Here is a 17,023-nt window from a genome sequence, read left to right as displayed (position 1 = left end):
GATTAATTATATTTTTTGAAAATTACTGAACAGTTATGTCCACCAAATCCAAACGTATTACTCAACGCATAATTTATCTCTCTCTTCTGCGCTTTGTTGAAAGTCAAATTCAATTTTGGATCAAATGCTTCATCATCTTCGAAGTGATTTATCGTAGGCGGTACAATTCCATTTTTGATGGCAAAAATACAAGCAATAGCTTCTATAGCACCCGCTGCACCCAATAAATGGCCAGTCATTGACTTGGTGCTACTGATGTTAAGCTTGTAAGCATGTTCACCAAAAACTTGTTGAATAGCCTTAGTTTCACCTACGTCACCCAGAGGTGTAGATGTGCCATGGACATTGATGTAATCAATGTCTTCAGGTTTAAGATTTGCATCATCCAAAGCAATTTTCATAACACTACTCGCCCCTAATCCTTCTGGGTGAGGAGCAGTGATATGATGAGCATCAGCAGTCATGCCACCACCTACAAGTTCTGCATAGATTTTAGCTCCACGTGCCTTAGCATGCTCGTATTCTTCGAGAATCAATGCTCCGGCTCCTTCACCCAAAACGAAGCCATCTCTGTCTTTATCAAACGGCCTTGAGGCTGTTTCTGGAGATTCGTTTCGTTGAGAAAGGGCTTTCATCGCATTGAATCCACCTACACCTGCTTCAGTAACTGCTGCTTCTGAACCACCGCTGATGAAAATATCAGCTTTACCCATTCTGATGTAAGTAAATGCATCAATTAGGGCGTTGGTGCCTGAAGCGCAGGCAGAAACTGTTACAAAGTTTGGACCGCGAAAACCATATTTAATTGATAGAAAGCCTGCGCTGATATCAGCGATCATTTTGGGAATAAAGAATGGATTGAAGCGGGGTGTTCCATCACCTGTAGCGAAAGAAGTTACTTCATCTTGGAAAGTTCGTAACCCTCCAATTCCAGATCCCCAGATTACTCCGGCTCTTGATTTATCGATTTTTTCAAGATCCAATCCCGAATCATTCATGGCTTCTTCAACAGAAATCATGGCAAATTGGGTAAATGGATCCATCTTTCGAGCTTCTTTTCGATCCATAAATTGCTCTACATCCAGGTTTTTGACCTCGCAGGCAAATTGGGTTTTGAAAAGTGAAGCGTCGAATTTGGTAATCGGCGCAGCACCGCTCACACCATTAGTCAGACCGTGCCAGAATTCTTCTGCGGTATTGCCTATTGGTGTGAGGGCACCTATACCTGTTACAACAACTCTTTTTAAATTCATAGAATGAATTTAGGAATTATTATTTTACGTTAGCTTCCAAGTAGGTAACTGCTTGTCCAACAGTACCGATTTGCTCAGCCTGATCATCAGGAATAGAGATGTTGAATTCTTTTTCGAATTCCATAATCAATTCTACAGTATCAAGAGAATCAGCACCAAGGTCATTGGTAAAGCTCGCCTCCAAAGTAACTTCAGACTCTTCTACGCCAAGTTTGTCAACGATGATGGCTTTTACTTTTTGTGCAATTTCAGACATTTTGTGATCAGTTTAGTTAATAACACTTCGCAAAGAAATATATTTAATGCCTAATTGGCAAAGAAAAGATTCAAGTAAATTTTAATACAATTTGCTGCACCTTGAAGTTGAATTATATTTTCTAACTTTGTTTTCATTGATTTTTTCCCTGAATGAAGAAGGCCAAGTTACTAATTGAACACACCTATGATTTCGAGCTTTTAGGGCTCGTATCGCCTGTTAAGGACTATAAAATGGCCTGGCTTATCAACAGGGATTTAGACTTGAACCTTATTAAATCTGAAGATCTTTTATTGGAATTTATGACCCTTCCAAGCCTAAAAATCTCACAATATTTCCTTTCTTTACCACATGGATTTGTTCAACTTTTAAAAAATAAAGCGCTCAACTCCACAAATCAAGTGTCTTATCTGATACCAGAATTGAAATCAATGGATTATTTCCTTTTGGTTCAAGACGAGACCTTTCAAATAAGTATTAATACATTTGCGAACCAGCTGGCTGAAAATCGCTACATACAAAATGTCATGAAGCTGGATGTGAGTAAACTTAAATCAAAAGAAAACCTATTAACTTATTAATCCCCTAATGAGCCAATTCAATAAGACAAAAATTCTAGCAACTATAGGCCCCGCTTCAAATAATTACGAAACTATCAAAAGCTTGGCAGCTGCCGGCGCCAATGTGTTTCGTTTAAATTTTTCACATGGTACACACGATATCCACGCTGAAGTAGCAAGCATAATAAGACAGATCAATAAGGACGAAGGGTTAAACCTGGGGATTCTTCAGGATCTTCAAGGTCCGAAAATCCGGGTGGGTGAAGTAGAAAATAATGGAGTGGAAATCAAGCCTGGTGAATTGATCACCATCACCAATGATCCAGTGGTTGGGACTAGCCATTTGGTGAGTACGGTTTATCAGAACCTTCCAAATGATGTTGTAACAGGAGATAGAATCCTGATTGACGATGGTAATTTAGAAGTAAGAGTAAATGATACCGATGGTAAAAATGTCAATTGCACTGTCATCCACGGTGGTATTCTGAAATCCAGAAAAGGCATCAACTTACCGAATACCAAAGTTAGTGCACCTTCGCTTACTGAGAAGGATATTGAAGATTTGGCTTTTGGCTTGGAGCAGGAAGTGGATTGGATCGCACTTTCATTCGTGAGATCTGCCGAAGATATTATTGATCTAAGAGAGCGGATTGAAGCAAAAGGAAAAGTTTGCAAAATCGTTGCTAAGATCGAAAAGCCAGAAGCTCTTGATAACATAGATGCAATCATCGAAGCTACAGATGCAATTATGGTAGCTCGTGGTGATTTGGGAGTGGAAGTTCCTATGGAAATCGTTCCTCTTTGGCAAAAAAGAATAGTAGAGAAATGTAAGCTTGCTTGCAAACCTGTGATTATTGCTACTCAAATGATGGAGAGCATGATTACCAATCCTCGTCCTACCCGTGCAGAAACAAATGACGTCGCAAATGCAGTGCTCGACGGTGCTGATGCGGTAATGCTTTCTGCTGAAACTGCCTCAGGTAAATATCCTGTAAATGCAGTAAAAGCAATGAGTAGCATCATTAGCTACCTAGAGAAAAATGCTGATATCTATCACAACCTCTACAAAATTCCTGAGGATGATGATACCTTCTTAAGCAACAACTTGATTTTGATGGCATCAAGACTCTCACGAAACGTAAAAGCAAAAGCTATTGTGGGTATTACCTCTTCTGGTTTCACTGGATTCAGAATTGCTTCTCACAGACCATTGGCAAACATTTTCGTATTCACTAGAAATAGACCTTTGATTACTCAGATGAGTTTGGTGTGGGGTGTGCGTGCCTATTTCTACGAAAACCAAGTGTCAACTGACGCTACTTTTACCGATATAGAAAATACGCTGAAAGCTGATGATCATGTGAATACAGGAGATATTATCGTAAATACTGGAAGCATGCCGCTAAAAGCTAACGGTAGAACCAACATGCTTAAAGTGCATATTGTAGAATAAGCTACTTCTAAACATTACAAAAAGAGTCCCGGATAAAATCCGGGACTCTTTTTTTTGCCTTCCTTGAGGCAATAGTCGAAAAGAAATTAATTAAATGACCTTTGAGGATTTCTAAATCTCACAGGTTGTCGATCAAAACTGTAAACTGCTACTGACCACTGATTACTGTTTAATCACCTTTTCCAAAAATCTCTTCCGGACCTCTTGGGATAACCATCAGTACTTTTTCTTTTTCTACCATGACCGTTCCAGCAGGAGAACCTTTTACTTTTCTCACATATTTGGCTTCAGTATGAATCACCGGCGCAAGGGATTCATTTTTGTTTTTAGAATAAAAAGCAGCCAATGAAGCTGCGGTCTCTAAGACAGCCAACGGGATGCTTTTAAGCCCCGAAGTCTTGATAAGTACATGTGAACCCGGAACCATTCGCGCGTGCAGCCAGAGGTCGTCTTTCTTGGTGTAGCCACGAAGCATTTCGTCGTTTGCTTGAGCAGACTTACCTACCCAGATAGGAAATCCCTCAAATTCAAAAGTTTTGAACGGTAAAATGACTTCATCTTTTTGCAAAGCCTTGTCCTCACCATGAGATTTCTTATAGCTTTTTAAGGATCGGAAATCATCAATTGCATTCAATTCCTCAATTTTAGATTCGAGAATTCCAGCTTGGGTTATTTTTGCAGAAATAGTTTTTTCCAATTGCTCCCATTCCAGTTTCCGGTTTTTACTTTTTCTGTATAATGAGGCTGCGTGATCCTGCGGTTTTTGGTTTGGCTTGAGTTTGACCTGGATATTTTCCCCTGTATAGAAATCCATCAATTCGGCTTCTAGTCGTCCGTCTTGAAAAACATGTAAATTAGCCATGATCACATCTGCCAGATTTGAAGGAGGAGGAGAGTTGCGAAGTTCTTCAAGTTTTTGCGTGGACTTCTGGATATACGATTTGGTGCGCTTGAGTTGCTCTTGGTATTTTTTGAGTAAGGAGTTTTTTTCTTTCTCAAAATTCCCTCGGACCAGAGCCAAATAAAACAACTCATTGATTGCCTGAATAGGATTAGAGAAGCTTTTGACAGGATTGTCATTAGGCAGAAGGCTTAGCTGAATCTCTCCGTTCGGGTCTATTAGAGAAAAAAGTGGCGTTTCCAACATGTCCAGCAACTCCTGCATGAGTTCCCATTTGCTTTGAAGTTCTGCGGTAGGATAGCCTCGTTCTTTAAGCCAGATTCTTGGAATTGAACCAAGCGTAGGCAGAAATTGAGAAGCATTTCCTTCCAGTTTTTCAAAATTTTCCCAACTTAAATCATAATTTTTATTCAGTGTTCTCCAATCCAAATCGCGATCTTCTGTAATGCCATTTCTGAATAATTTAAATGGAATTGCTTCATCATGCTCATAAAGCAAAACATTACTTCGATTCGCATGTAATTTGAAAAGGAGGATTTTACCTGAGCTAAGGTTGAAATAAAAGGCCCGCTCAAAACTCAAGACCTTACAACCCAAGATCTTTTCTCCGATGATTTCCTTGAACAGGTTAATGCTATTTCGCCTAGCGCGCTGGAAGTTTTCAGGAAATGAAAGGTAAATCTGAGGTGGTAAAAAATGCGCTCGGATGAATCGCGACTCTTCAGCATCTTCCGTTTCCATGATCAACTCATCTTTATTTTGAGAATAGCAGGCGGTTATCGTCTTTTCTTGAAAAGCTTTTTCCAGTTCAGGACAGAGGTATTGTAGGAAGTGAAAATTTAGATGCATTAGCCCAAAGTTAGCTGAAGCCCGTCATAGGCCAAGGCTATTCCTTCAGGTAATTCCTTGTCGACTGTATCATGCAGGCCAAGTTTATGCGAAATATGCGTAAAGTAGGTTTCCTTGGCCCCGATTTTCTGAGCTATTCCTACCGCTTCCTCTAATGTGAAATGTGAGATATGGGATTCCTTTTGCAAAGCATTTAAAACCAGAATTTCAGTTCCTTCAATGAGTTTTAGAGATTCATCTGGGATATAATTGGCATCTGTGATATAGGTGAAATCGCCGATTCGAAAACCTAAAATGGGAAGCTTATAATGCATCACAGGAATGGGAGTAATCCTGATGCCTTCAATTGTAAATGGGGTCTCATCAATTTCAATAGGGGCTACCTGAGGTACACCAGGATATCTTTTTCCGCTGAAAATATAAGCGAATTCACGTTTGATTTGCTCTATTACTTGAAGCTTTCCAAAGACAGGCATGTCTTTTTGTTGCTTAAAATTAAATGGACGGATATCATCTAAACCAGCGGTGTGATCCTTGTGCTCGTGGGTGAAAATCACTGCATCTAGATCGGTGATGCCTGCCCGGAGGATTTGTGTTCGGAAATCAGGCCCTGTATCGATTACTACGCTTAATTTTCCCACCTCCACGTGGATGGATGATCTAAAACGCTTGTTTCTAAAATCTAATGATCCGCATACTTCGCATGTACAGCTAATCACTGGAACGCCCTGAGAAGTACCGGTTCCTAAAAAGGTTACTTTCAAAATTTTAATTGTGTTTGCCTCAATTCTGTGAGGAAGTCATGATTTGCTTTTTCCTTAAAATCAGCTGGGTCAAGATTTAGTTCGATGAGAATATCAATTAGAGCATTGATTTTACCTTCCAGCGGAAAATATTTATTGACGATTACGATTTTAGCATCATTCAATACACAATAGCCAGATTTGAAATTCCCTTTTTCATAACGCAACATATAATCCGACGAGGCGAATAGATTTTCGAGTTTATCCAAAAAGTGCTTGGTGTATTTTATTGCCATATTTAAACGAGGAATTTTTTTACAGTAACTAGTAATTTGTCGTAGTCCAGTGGTTTTTGGATAAAATCATCAAATCCCAGCTTCCTGAATTCATCCATGGTATAATTATTCATGTTGCCGGTAATTGCAATGATCGGAAGTTTGGATTTGCTTTCATCATCTAATGCCCGGATCATCTTTGTACAGGTAGCTCCATCGAGGACAGGCATATTTAGATCCATGAGAATAAGATCAAAATCCTCCTTCTCCAGCATGTCCAGCACAAGTTTGCCGTTTTTAGCAGCTTTCATTTCATATTTTTCAAATGAAAGAATGCTCTTAGTCAAATTTAAGATGACTGAACTATCTTCCCCAACAAGGATTTTTTTAGATTCATTCATGAGTTAAAAATAGTTTCTTCTTCAAGATATTTTTCAAATATAACACGTTCATTTTTGAGGGTTTTTATCGTTGATTCCAGAGAATTCCATTCCTCGGCACGTGCTTGCAAATCTGCATCACTAGAAATAGTAAAAATGGACTTGGCTCCAAAAGTACCAGAGTTACCTTTTATGGTATGAAAGTTTTCGATCAGCGATTGCTTATCCTTTTCTTCTAAGGCTCTCTCTATTAGGGGCATCAGCTGATCGAGTTCTTCAATAAAATCAATATACAAAGACCTAAGAATATTTGGGGGATTAAATTTAGATAGTTGATTAAAGACGGTTTTATCCAATATTTCCGGAGAATCATGAAAGCTTAGCTTTTCGTCATCAGTACAGGAAAGAATATCTGATACAGCTTCCAGAAAATTTTTAGGACGAATTGGCTTTGAAATTACATCTTGAAAACCCATTTCCAACAAACATTTTCTGGAGTTTTCTTCAGAAAAGTTTGAAACAGCGATAATTGGGCAGTTGTGGGGAGATTTTCTCCAGATTGCCTTAGCGGTAGTCATGCCATCCATTACCGGCAGTTGAATATCCATCAAGATCAGATCAAACGCTACTTGGCTAGTTTTATCAACTGCTTCAAATCCGGTTTTTACAGATTCAAATCCACACAACTGCTCGATCAAGTTTTCTATTAACCGCCGATTCATATCATTAGCATCAACAATCAATACCTTTTTGGTTTTCATTACAATACTTTGGACTTTTGGCTTTCGGCTACCTATCTAATTCATTTTGTCAAATCAATCCTATTTAATCTTAGTAGTGGGTCCCACTGCAGTTGGGAAGACTGATTTATGTCTAAATCTAGCCAAAAAATTCAAGACTGAAATCGTCTCTTGCGATAGCAGACAGTTTTATCGAGAAATGAATTTGGGAACGGCAAAACCCAGTGCTGAGGAGTTGATGCAGGTTCCTCATCATTTCATCAACAGTTTGTCCATAGCCGATGAATATGATGTCAGGAAATTTGAGCAAGAAGCGTTGGTTGTGCTGAATGATTTGTTTACAAAGCATCAGGTGGTCATTATGACTGGCGGCTCAGGACTTTTTGCAGATGCAATTGTCGATGGGTTGGATGAAATGCCAGAGCTGGATCCAAAGATCCGCAAGGGGATAATTCTGGAATATGAGGAAAAGGGCTTAGCGTTTTTACAGGAAGAGATTGCTAAAAATGATCCGGAGTATTTTGAAAAAGTTGACCAAAAAAATCCTCAGCGACTGATGCGTGCCTTGGAGATTTGGAGAGGTACGGGAAAGAAGTTTAGTTCATTTAGAGTGAAATCAAAAAAGGAAAGACCCTTTCAAACGATTAAAATTGGCTTGGAAAGAGATCGAGAAGAGTTGTACTCCAGAATCGATCGAAGAATGGATCAGATGATCCAAACTGGTTTGTTTGACGAGGCAGATGCACTTTTTGGGAAAAGGCATCTGAATGCATTGCAAACTGTTGGGTACTCAGAAATCTTCGGGTATCTGGAAGGTAAGTATGATAAGGAAGAAGCCGTCAGATTGCTCAAAAGAAACTCGAGACGATACGCAAAACGTCAGATGACTTGGTTCAAAAAAGATGAATCAATTCACTGGTTTTCTCCTGAAATGCAAGATGATATCCAAGCCTTTGTAGAAGATCAAATCGCCTGAAAACGAGCGATTTTTCCAACCCAATTGTATGGAGCTTTTTTCAGAAGCTGGTTGTATTGAATTCGATTGACCTTTAGATCCCGAATGATCTTCAATGCTTTTTCAGTGATTCCTTTCTCTGTCTTTTTATCCTTTAGCGCAACAATAAGTAAGTCTGGATCGGAGGAATCATCGACCAGAATACCCAATGCTGGATTCAAGGAATTTAATTTAAATAGCAACTCTTTCTGGTGATTGAGTTTACGCTGCAGCTCATTTTTCACAGTAAGAAAAAACAGGAGAGCACCGCTTCCTAGCATGATGAATAGTGGTATAAAACCCATCTTATATACTCAAGATTTTCATTAATTTAAGATGATCGGCAATCAGTGGCTTGTTCATTCCTATGCAATCAACAAAAGGGGTGAATACAACCTGTTGATTGACAACTCCAGCCATGTGAAATTGATGACCGGCAAGTAACCCTTCTACTGCCGACATCCCACATCTACTAGCTAAAACTCGGTCACGGGCTGTAGGGTTTCCTCCTCGTTGAATATGTCCAAGAGTGGTCACCTTAAAGTCTTTTGTAGGATCATTGACCTTATTTTTAACTATTTCCATGACCGTTTGCGCATTGCCTGCTTCATCACCTTCTGCTACAACAACAATACTGGAGAATCTGTTTTTTCTATTATTCTTTAGGGATTTCACTACATCATTCAAATCAGTTTTGGTTTCCGGTACCATCACAAATTCAGCTCCTCCACCAATTCCAGATTCCACTGCAATAAACCCTGCATCTCTACCCATCACTTCGATGAAAAATATCCGATCGTGCGCAGCTGCAGTATCACGTATTTTGTCAATTGCTTCCAAAGCAGTATTCACAGCTGTATCAAATCCAATCGTATAGTCAGTGCCATACAAGTCATTGTCGATCGTACCCGGACAGCCAATCGTTGGGATACCATATTCTTCAAAAAATATTTTTGCTCCAGTGAATGTACCGTCACCGCCGATTGCTACAAGACCTTCAATGCCATGTGCTTTCAGATTGTCGTATGCTTTCTTTCTTCCCTCTGGAGTTTTGAATTCCATAGATCTGGCAGATTTCAATACTGTTCCACCACGCTGAACAATATTACTTACTGAGTGAGATTGAAGGCGCTTGATATCTCCATCAATCATACCTTCATATCCACGATAGATTCCATATACTTCCAGCCCTTTGAAAATAGCTGTACGCACGACCGCTCGCACACATGCGTTCATGCCAGGACTATCCCCTCCAGAAGTAAAAACTGCTATTTTTTTCATAAGTCAATTACTGTGTTTAATAGGTCATTAAGCTTATCCCAAACTCATTTCGGGATGATCCTGCATGGTAAAAGTATGGTTTGATTCATGCTAGCTTTCATTTCACATAGGTTTGAGAATCCAAAAATAGGGATTATAGAAAGAATGCTTTCAGTTTCTCAAATTATTAAACTTTTAATAAATCCAGATTTCCAATAGAATTTGAATTCCATCCTTAAAAATCAGAATTTGTGAGAATGGAAAAGAGAAAATTACCAGCCTTCGATTTTGAAATTAGTCCTATCGCCTTGGGATGTATGTCGCTAAGAGGCAACCTTAAAGACGATCAAAAGGTTATTGATGCTGCAATTTCGGTGGGTATCGATTTTTTGGATACGGCTGATTTATACCAAAAAGGAATGAATGAAGAAATAATTGGGGAGGTCATTCGGGACAGGAGAAAAAATATTATTCTAGCGACCAAAGTTGGGAATCAACTCCACGAGGATGGGAATGGATGGGACTGGAATCCTAGGAAGGATTACATTCTAAGGGCAGTGGAGCAGAGTTTGAAAAGGCTGCAGACAGATTACATAGATCTTTATCAATTACATGGAGGGACAATAGAAGATCCTTGGGATGAAACGCTTGAGGCTTTTGATATTCTAAAAAACCAGGGGAAAATCCGCGCATTTGGTATTTCATCGATCCGCCCTAATGTAATCCGAAAAGTACTTGAAATGAGTGCTCCGGCTACCATTATGATGCAATACAATCCATTGGATCGTAGACCTGAGGAGACTGCTTTCCCTTTGATCGCTCAGTCAGACTCCAGAGTTTTAGTCCGTGGCGCTCTTGCCAAGGGACTATTGATTAATAAATCAGCTGAGCCGTTTCTAGACTATTCAGCTGCCAAGGTCAAAGAAGTGCGAGAGCTAATTACAGCTTCAGGTTTGCCTTCCGAAGCATTTTTGATTCGGTTTGGTCTCATTCAGCCGGCAGTGGGTTCACTTGTGATAGGTACTAGTACAGTACAGCAAATCGAGAAAATGATTTTTGCCTATCAGCAGCATAAATTGATTTCAGATGACCTGATGAAAGAGATCACTGCCAAATTACCGCTAAACTCATACACACAACACAGGTAAAATACCAATTGCCTAAACTCAACAAATAGTCTATTTTGAAAAAAATTATTTTACCCAGCATCCAAAAACACCCAAATATGAAGCTTAGATTGTTAATTTTTCTTTTGCCTGTTCTAATCTGGTCTTGCGAACCCAAGGAACTAACTGAAGCGGAACGCTGGGAAGATACCGCCAGCCGAGTGGAGATCCTTAGAGATGATTATGGCATTCCACATATTTATGGGAAAAGCGATGCCGATGCAGTATTTGGTTTGTTGTACGCGCAGTGTGAGGATGATTTCAGGAGAGTTGAGCGTAATTATATCTGGGCTACCGGCCGGCTTGCTGAGCTGGAAGGTGCGGAAGCTATTTATAGCGATTTGCGAGCCAATATGTACATGACTGAAGCTGAAGCAAAAGCTGCCTATGAATCTGCACCTGACTGGCTGAAGGAGCTTTGTGTTGCTTTTGCCGACGGCGTAAATTATTATCTAGCAACACATCCTGATGTGACTCCTCAGGTGATCACAAAATATGAACCTTGGATGCCGATGTTTTTTAGCGAAGGATCTATTGGAGGCGATATAGAGCAAATTCCTACCAGAGGTATTAGGGCTTTCTATGCCGAAAAAGAACCAGATGTGATGGCTATGCATGAAACAGAATTTGCGAATGAATCCCTTTTAGACGAGCCAAAAGGATCTAATGGAATTGCACTGAATGGGAAAATGACTGCTTCAGGCAATGCGATGCTGCTGATCAATCCACACACTTCATTTTACTTTAGACCGGAGGTTCATGTAGTAAGCGAAGAAGGCTTGAATGCTTACGGAGCGGTGACTTGGGGACAGTTTTTTGTTTATCAGGGATTCAATGAAAAAACGGGTTGGATGCATACGTCCACACAAGTGGATTTTATTGATGAGTTTGTGGAAGAGGTCACTGAAAAGGACGGGAAATATGAGTATCAATATGGAGGAGAAACAAGAGCTGTAGAAGAGTTTCAGGTCACTTTGAAATATAAAAACGGCACGGAAATGAAAGAAAAGCCTTTCACTTTCTATAGAACGCACCACGGACCAATTACCCATACCATCGAAGACAAATGGGTGGCTACCAAGATCAATTGGGATCCGGTGAATGCCTTGATTCAAAGTTTCACGCGAACAAAACTCAGCAATCATGCCGAGTTTAAGAAGATGATGGACATTCGTACTAACTCTTCCAATAATACGGTTTTCGCAGATGCAGATGGAAACATTGCGTATTTCCATGGGAATTTTATCCCAAAGAGAAATGAAGGGTTTGACTTCTCAGAGCCTGTTGATGGATCAGATCCTGCTTCAGATTGGCAAGGTTTACATACAGTGGATGAAAGTATTCTGATCTTAAATCCAGGTACAGGATGGATCCAAAACTGTAACTCCACACCATTCACGGCTGCAGCTGAATTCAGTCCAAAAGAAGAAGATTATCCGTTTTACATGGCGCCAGACCAGGAGAATTATCGTGGAATACATGCGATTAAAGTGTTGAGCGATACCGCAGCTTTGACTTTGGATGGCCTGATCGAATTGGCTTACGATCCTTATTTGCCTGCATTTGAGCACTTGGTTCCTATGCTGCTCAAAGCTCATGAAATGCGTGGTGTGGGAGATCCGCAGTTTGCCGAAGCAATTCGTGTTTTGGAAGCTTGGGATTACCGCACATCCAAAGAATCTGTGGCGATGTCTCTGGCTCATTTCTTTGGGATGAACTTCATGAGAGATTTTGGCAGCATCAATGACTTCATTCCTTTTAACCAAGATGAAAACACAAAGATCCCAAACCCATCGCCGACCGAACTTTTAGCCACTTTTGCCAAAACATTGGATCAGATGAATGCAGACTTTGGGACTTGGAATACGCCTTGGTCTGAGATCAACAGATTCCAGCGTTTGACCGGAGAAATCGATATGCCATTTGATGATGAAAAAGAATATACACCTGTGGGGATGGCATCAGGAACTTGGGGTGCTTTGGCCGCTTTTGGTGCCAGAACTTATCCTGGAACGAAGAGATTGTATGGCTACAGAGGTAACAGCTTTGTAGCAGCAGTAGAGTTTGGTGAGAAAGTAAAAGCCAAATCAATCCTCGCAGGAGGACAAAGTTCTGATCCAAATTCCCCACACTTCTATGATCAGACTCAAGGGTATGTAGATGGTGAGTTCAAGGACGTGGCCTTTTACAGAGAAGATGTGGAGGCTAGAATGGAGGAAAGGTATGTACCGGGGAAGAGGAAGTAGGCAGTGATCAGTCGCAGTATTCAGTTTTTGACCTTTTAACGGACGTGAAGGCTTTTCTTTTGAAGCATGTCTTGAAAACTAATTGAATCTTGAGATCAGTAAGTCAAATCCCGCCATTTGATTAAGTAGTGACCAACTAGAAAAAAACTAACCAACTTATGAGAAAAATACTTTTTTTCATGCTCCTGAGCTCATCTGTAGCTTTTGCGCAGCAAGAAAAGCCTCTCCGAAAATCCATAGAAACGGATACTCGGGCGATCAGGCAAGATGTCCCAATGACGAATTCGATTCGTAAAGCTTTTGAAGAAGGCTCAAGAAATTTCTCAGGCAAACCGGGAGAAAACTACTGGCAGCTGGAAACGGATTTCACGATCAAAGCCAGTTTGGATCCAAGTACGCAGACCATCACAGGTTCTGAGAAAATCTTGGTGCATAACAACAGCAAGGATGATTTGAATGCAATTGTTCTTCGATTGGATCACAATATTTTCAGAGGAGACGTGCCTCGAGGTAGTTCAGTTCCTGCGGAAAACACCGAAGGAATGATTGTGACTTCTATCAAAGTTGGAGGAGAATCTGTGAATTTGAATGCTGCACCAAGAAGAAGTAGAAATGATCCAACCACTCTAAGCGTGAGAGGTTTGCAAAGTACAGTTGCTACTATCACACTGGTAAACCCTATCAAGGCAGGTACAACTGCGGAAGTTGAGATTGACTGGCATACCAAATTGCCTGGGGGAGATGGTGGCCGTGGACATAGAATGACTCAGCGTTTTGATAGCACGTTATTTCAACCAACCCAATGGTTTCCAAGATTGGCGAAGTATGACGATTTGAGAGGATGGGAAACCAGCCTTTACCTAGGTCCAGCTGAGTTCCATAATAATTTCGGACGTTATGACGTCTCGCTTACCGTTCCGGCAGGCTGGATCGTAACTGGCACTGGTGTGTTACAAAATCCAACTGAGGTGTTGACCCCGACAGTAGCTGAGAGATTTGCGAATGTTCTGGAATCTGACACTGAAGTGACGCTGGTAGGAGAAGATGAAAAAGGTCCAGGAAAAGCTACAAAAGCCGGAGATAAATTGACCTGGCACTATGTGGCTGATAAAGTCAATGATTTTGCCTGGGCTACTTCGGATAGATTTATTTGGAAGGCTATCAAAGCGGATATTCCCGGTAAAGGAGAAGTTCCAATTTACATGGTGTATATTCCGGAGAGAGCGAAGTATTTTGAAAAAGCAGGAGAAATCACAAAACATGCCTTGGAGTTTTACTCCAAACTTTGGACACCCTATCCTTTTCCCCAACTCACTCTCCAAGACGGCCCAAGTGCAGGTATGGAATATCCTATGGTGATTAATTCCAACCAGTTAGCTGCCGATCATGAAGCTGCGCATCAGTGGTGGCCAATGATGGTTGGGACCAACGAAACCCGCTACGGATGGATGGATGAAGGATTCAACCAATACATGAATATTCTTTCAGATGCAGATAGCAGAGGAGTAGATTATAATCTGGATGGTTTGGGACAAAACTACGGTCGAATCAGTGGGAGGGAAGATGAAGCTCCGCTGATGTGGAGTGCTAATGATGCGGGCAGTATGTATGGATTTCAAACCTATTCGAAGACACCGTTGATGCTTTCCATGTTGGGTGGAATCGTCGGTGACGAGGCAGTGATTAATGCAATGAAAAAATATACCACTACTTGGGCGTTTAAGCATCCATCACCTTGGGATTACATGTTCTTTATGGATAATGAATTGGGGCAAAATCTCGGTTGGTTCTGGTATTACTGGTTATTTACCACCGAATCTGTAGAAGGTTCTATTCAGGATGTGAGTTCGGCAAATGGCAAAACTACTGTAACTGTACATCAGGCAGGGGAGATGCCATCGCCAGTTGTGTTACAAGTGGAATTTGAAGGTCCGGCGAGCATCACGATGCCAAATGCTAAAGAGATAAATGATACTACTGTTGAATTGACTTGGCCGGTTTCGGTATGGTTTGATGGAAGTAGAACCTTTGATGCGGTAATGCATTTTGGAAATCTGAAAATCAAGAAGATCACCTTGGATCCTCACGGACGTTTCCCCGATAGAGACACGGCAGACAATGTTTGGCCAAAGTAATTTGAATGAAAATGAGGCTCGAAGGAGCCTCATTTTTTTTAACATCAATGAGTTTTTAGTGATTAAACAACCCCCTGCGCCTGCATGGCTCGAGCTACTTTTGAAAAGGCAAAGATATTTGCACCTTCCAGATAGTTTCCCGGGACGCCATAAGCTTCAGCGGTTTTCAGACATTCGTCATGAATATCCTTCATGATATTCTTTAGCTGCTGGTCCACCTCATCTCTGTCCATATATACTCCCTGGCGATTTTGGGACATCTCCAATCCCGAGACGGCAACACCCCCGGCGTTGGAACTTTTGCCTGGTGCGTACAGGACTTTCGAATCCTGTAAAATCTCAATTGCTTTTGTACTGCAAGGCATATTGGCACCTTCGGCAAGCAAGATGATTTCATTCGAAACCAAGTTTTTGGCATCCTGCTCGTTGATTTCATTTTGAGTGGCGCAAGGGAAAACACAAGCTGCTTTTTCTTTCCAAAGTGGATTAAAATCCTGGTCTTTTTTAGTCTCATGATATTCGGATTCAGGGTATTTTTCAGCATATTCTTTGATCCTGCCTCTCTTTTCATTTTTCAGTTTTTTGATGAAATCAAGTTTGGCACTATCTATCCCGTCTTTATCTATAATGTATCCTGAAGAATCCGATACGCTGATAGGAATTCCTCCAAGGTCTATGATTTTTTCAAGTGCAAACTGGGCCACATTACCTGAGCCGGATACTAGACACTTTTTGTCTTTGATGGAGTCATCTTTGTCTTCTAGCATGTTGCTGGCAAAATAAATCAATCCGTAACCTGTAGCCTCGGGTCGGATGACACTTCCTCCCCAATCTTCCCCTTTGCCGGTGATAATGCCACTGAATTTGTTTTTAAGCTTCTTATACATCCCAAACAGGTATCCGATTTCCCGTGATCCAACACCGATATCTCCTGCAGGGACGTCTGTGAAATCGCCGAGGTGACGGAAAAGCTCCTGCATGAAAGCAAAGCAAAAGCGCATGATTTCATTATCTGATTTTCCTTTGGGATCAAAATCAGAACCGCCTTTTCCGCCTCCCATAGGAAGGTTAGTAAGTGCGTTTTTGAAAATCTGCTCGAAAGCCAAAAACTTCAATATGCTGATATTGACCGAGGGGTGAAAGCGCAATCCTCCCTTGTAAGGTCCTATGGCAGAATTCATCTGAACTCTATAGCCCCGATTGACCTGCACCTCTCCCTGGTCATCCGACCATGCAACTCTGAATGTGACGACTCTTTCAGGCTCTATCATTCTCTCCAGAATTTTGAGCGAATCATATTCAGGATGTTTCTCCAAGACCTTGCTCACGGAAGGGATGACTTCCTGCACAGCCTGAATAAATTCTGTATCGTTTGGATCTCTTTGCTTGAGAATATCGATGATTTTATTTCTTAGATTACTCATTTTTTGATTTTTCTATAGTTAAAACAACTAGGTAAAAATGTATCGCCTACCTGGGAATACAGTTTTAACTAAATAAAACAGCTAACTGTTCCGGCCCATGCTAGGAGGCTGTACTGTTTTGGGATGCTCCAGTGCTTTAAAAGCAATGATTTTTGAGGTTTTCAATGGATTTTGTTCAAGCATGTCCTTGTTACCAATGTGCAAAAAAATAAGGAGTTGAAGTTTCATTTCAGTCCATTGAAATATCGTCCTTTGGACACCGACTCAGAGAATGAAAACGAGACGGTTTGCCAATCTAACCTTTGTTTTGTAATTCACTCAATTCCAATTCCCAGTTCTCTTGCTTCTCCGGAAGCTGGACTTTATTTGGTCAGGAGTCATTTATTAC

At 40.8% G+C, this 17,023-nt stretch carries 16 protein-coding genes; 6 read left to right on the top strand and 10 right to left on the bottom strand.

Translation table 11 applies throughout. The annotated features are described in order from the left end of the window. Positions 1-2 precede the first annotated feature (2 nt). Both fabF and ACPUEN_RS09685 read right to left on the bottom strand, forming a co-directional pair. Positions 3-1,253, bottom strand: coding sequence for a beta-ketoacyl-ACP synthase II (gene fabF, locus ACPUEN_RS09690; protein ID WP_425640099.1), 1,251 nt, complete (start codon positions 1,251-1,253; stop codon positions 3-5). Positions 1,254-1,272: 19 nt separating this feature from the next. Continuing rightward, positions 1,273-1,509 carry an acyl carrier protein gene (locus ACPUEN_RS09685; RefSeq protein ID WP_057940051.1) on the bottom strand — a complete coding sequence of 79 codons (237 nt, stop codon included), beginning with the start codon at positions 1,507-1,509 and terminating at the stop codon, positions 1,273-1,275. Positions 1,510-1,661: 152 nt separating this feature from the next. On the opposite strand from ACPUEN_RS09685, the gene ACPUEN_RS09680 reads away from it, so the two are divergent. Together ACPUEN_RS09680 and pyk are read left to right on the top strand one after the other, a co-directional pair. Continuing rightward, a complete protein-coding gene (locus tag ACPUEN_RS09680; RefSeq protein WP_111612189.1) occupies positions 1,662-2,090 on the top strand; it encodes an IPExxxVDY family protein in 429 nt (142 codons plus the stop codon). A 7-nt stretch (positions 2,091-2,097) separates the two neighbouring features. Continuing rightward, positions 2,098-3,522: a pyruvate kinase gene (gene pyk, locus ACPUEN_RS09675; RefSeq protein ID WP_425640097.1), complete on the top strand. Its 1,425-nt coding sequence runs from the start codon at positions 2,098-2,100 to the stop codon at positions 3,520-3,522. A gap of 169 nt (positions 3,523-3,691) precedes the next feature. On the opposite strand, the gene ACPUEN_RS09670 is transcribed toward pyk, so the two are convergent. The 5 genes from ACPUEN_RS09670 to ACPUEN_RS09650 are packed head-to-tail and all read right to left on the bottom strand — an operon-like array spanning position 3,692 to position 7,431. Then, positions 3,692-5,272, bottom strand: a complete 1,581-nt coding sequence (locus tag ACPUEN_RS09670) for an NFACT RNA binding domain-containing protein (protein ID WP_425640095.1) — start codon at positions 5,270-5,272, stop codon at positions 3,692-3,694. After that, on the bottom strand, positions 5,272-6,036 hold the full coding sequence (locus ACPUEN_RS09665) for an MBL fold metallo-hydrolase (protein ID WP_425640093.1): 765 nt from the start codon (positions 6,034-6,036) through the stop codon (positions 5,272-5,274). The genes ACPUEN_RS09670 and ACPUEN_RS09665 overlap by 1 nt, the downstream gene beginning before the upstream one ends. Next, positions 6,033-6,311, bottom strand: coding sequence for a hypothetical protein (locus ACPUEN_RS09660; protein ID WP_425640091.1), 279 nt, complete (start codon positions 6,309-6,311; stop codon positions 6,033-6,035). Before ACPUEN_RS09660 ends, ACPUEN_RS09665 begins: the two co-directional genes overlap by 4 nt. A gap of 2 nt (positions 6,312-6,313) precedes the next feature. After that, positions 6,314-6,691: a response regulator gene (locus ACPUEN_RS09655; RefSeq protein ID WP_425640089.1), complete on the bottom strand. Its 378-nt coding sequence runs from the start codon at positions 6,689-6,691 to the stop codon at positions 6,314-6,316. After that, on the bottom strand, positions 6,688-7,431 hold the full coding sequence (locus tag ACPUEN_RS09650; RefSeq protein WP_425640087.1) for a response regulator: 744 nt from the start codon (positions 7,429-7,431) through the stop codon (positions 6,688-6,690). Before ACPUEN_RS09650 ends, ACPUEN_RS09655 begins: the two co-directional genes overlap by 4 nt. A gap of 46 nt (positions 7,432-7,477) precedes the next feature. Between ACPUEN_RS09650 and miaA the strand changes: the two genes are divergently transcribed. Further along, positions 7,478-8,386 (top strand): tRNA (adenosine(37)-N6)-dimethylallyltransferase MiaA, encoded by a 909-nt coding sequence (gene miaA, locus ACPUEN_RS09645; protein ID WP_425640086.1) that lies wholly within the window; start codon positions 7,478-7,480, stop codon positions 8,384-8,386. Here miaA and ACPUEN_RS09640 read toward each other — a convergent pair. Both ACPUEN_RS09640 and pfkA read right to left on the bottom strand, forming a co-directional pair. Then, positions 8,374-8,685 carry a hypothetical protein gene (locus ACPUEN_RS09640; protein WP_425640084.1) on the bottom strand — a complete coding sequence of 104 codons (312 nt, stop codon included), beginning with the start codon at positions 8,683-8,685 and terminating at the stop codon, positions 8,374-8,376. The two genes, miaA and ACPUEN_RS09640, sit on opposite strands and share 13 nt — an antisense overlap. Positions 8,686-8,710: 25 nt before the next feature. Beyond that, a complete protein-coding gene (gene pfkA / locus ACPUEN_RS09635; RefSeq protein ID WP_111612180.1) occupies positions 8,711-9,685 on the bottom strand; it encodes a 6-phosphofructokinase in 975 nt (324 codons plus the stop codon). A 236-nt stretch (positions 9,686-9,921) separates the two neighbouring features. On the opposite strand from pfkA, the gene ACPUEN_RS09630 reads away from it, so the two are divergent. The 3 genes from ACPUEN_RS09630 (at position 9,922) to ACPUEN_RS09620 (ending at position 15,211) form a co-directional block, all read left to right on the top strand. Then, a complete protein-coding gene (locus ACPUEN_RS09630) occupies positions 9,922-10,812 on the top strand; it encodes an aldo/keto reductase (RefSeq protein WP_425640081.1) in 891 nt (296 codons plus the stop codon). Between the two features lie 77 nt (positions 10,813-10,889). Further along, complete coding sequence (locus ACPUEN_RS09625; RefSeq protein ID WP_425640080.1) at positions 10,890-13,076, top strand: acylase; 2,187 nt, start codon at positions 10,890-10,892, stop codon at positions 13,074-13,076. Positions 13,077-13,234: 158 nt separating this feature from the next. Then, positions 13,235-15,211 (top strand): M1 family metallopeptidase, encoded by a 1,977-nt coding sequence (locus tag ACPUEN_RS09620; RefSeq protein WP_425640079.1) that lies wholly within the window; start codon positions 13,235-13,237, stop codon positions 15,209-15,211. A gap of 62 nt (positions 15,212-15,273) precedes the next feature. Here the strand turns inward: ACPUEN_RS09620 and gdhA are convergent, their stop codons facing one another. Continuing rightward, positions 15,274-16,635 (bottom strand): NADP-specific glutamate dehydrogenase, encoded by a 1,362-nt coding sequence (gene gdhA / locus ACPUEN_RS09615; RefSeq protein WP_425640077.1) that lies wholly within the window; start codon positions 16,633-16,635, stop codon positions 15,274-15,276. Positions 16,636-17,023 lie beyond the last annotated feature (388 nt).

The organism is Algoriphagus yeomjeoni (genome assembly GCF_049821175.1).
GTDB lineage: Bacteria > Bacteroidota > Bacteroidia > Cytophagales > Cyclobacteriaceae > Algoriphagus > Algoriphagus yeomjeoni_A.
Note: the sequence above shows the minus strand (reverse complement) of the source record. Positions and strands in the feature narration are given on the sequence as shown.

Bases quoted from the DNA above. Each gene is read 5' to 3' on its own strand.
- ACPUEN_RS09650 (WP_425640087.1), bottom strand. From the start codon at position 7,431: ATGAAAACCAAAAAGGTATTGATTGTTGATGCTAATGATATGAATCGG.
- pyk (WP_425640097.1), top strand. From the start codon at position 2,098: ATGAGCCAATTCAATAAGACAAAAATTCTAGCAACTATAGGCCCCGCT.
- ACPUEN_RS09670 (WP_425640095.1), bottom strand. From the start codon at position 5,272: ATGCATCTAAATTTTCACTTCCTACAATACCTCTGTCCTGAACTGGAA.
- ACPUEN_RS09655 (WP_425640089.1), bottom strand. From the start codon at position 6,691: ATGAATGAATCTAAAAAAATCCTTGTTGGGGAAGATAGTTCAGTCATC.
- fabF (WP_425640099.1), bottom strand. From the start codon at position 1,253: ATGAATTTAAAAAGAGTTGTTGTAACAGGTATAGGTGCCCTCACACCA.
- gdhA (WP_425640077.1), bottom strand. From the start codon at position 16,635: ATGAGTAATCTAAGAAATAAAATCATCGATATTCTCAAGCAAAGAGAT.
- pfkA (WP_111612180.1), bottom strand. From the start codon at position 9,685: ATGAAAAAAATAGCAGTTTTTACTTCTGGAGGGGATAGTCCTGGCATG.
- ACPUEN_RS09680 (WP_111612189.1), top strand. From the start codon at position 1,662: ATGAAGAAGGCCAAGTTACTAATTGAACACACCTATGATTTCGAGCTT.
- ACPUEN_RS09630 (WP_425640081.1), top strand. From the start codon at position 9,922: ATGGAAAAGAGAAAATTACCAGCCTTCGATTTTGAAATTAGTCCTATC.
- ACPUEN_RS09660 (WP_425640091.1), bottom strand. From the start codon at position 6,311: ATGGCAATAAAATACACCAAGCACTTTTTGGATAAACTCGAAAATCTA.
- ACPUEN_RS09625 (WP_425640080.1), top strand. From the start codon at position 10,890: ATGAAGCTTAGATTGTTAATTTTTCTTTTGCCTGTTCTAATCTGGTCT.
- ACPUEN_RS09620 (WP_425640079.1), top strand. From the start codon at position 13,235: ATGAGAAAAATACTTTTTTTCATGCTCCTGAGCTCATCTGTAGCTTTT.
- ACPUEN_RS09640 (WP_425640084.1), bottom strand. From the start codon at position 8,685: ATGCTAGGAAGCGGTGCTCTCCTGTTTTTTCTTACTGTGAAAAATGAG.
- ACPUEN_RS09685 (WP_057940051.1), bottom strand. From the start codon at position 1,509: ATGTCTGAAATTGCACAAAAAGTAAAAGCCATCATCGTTGACAAACTT.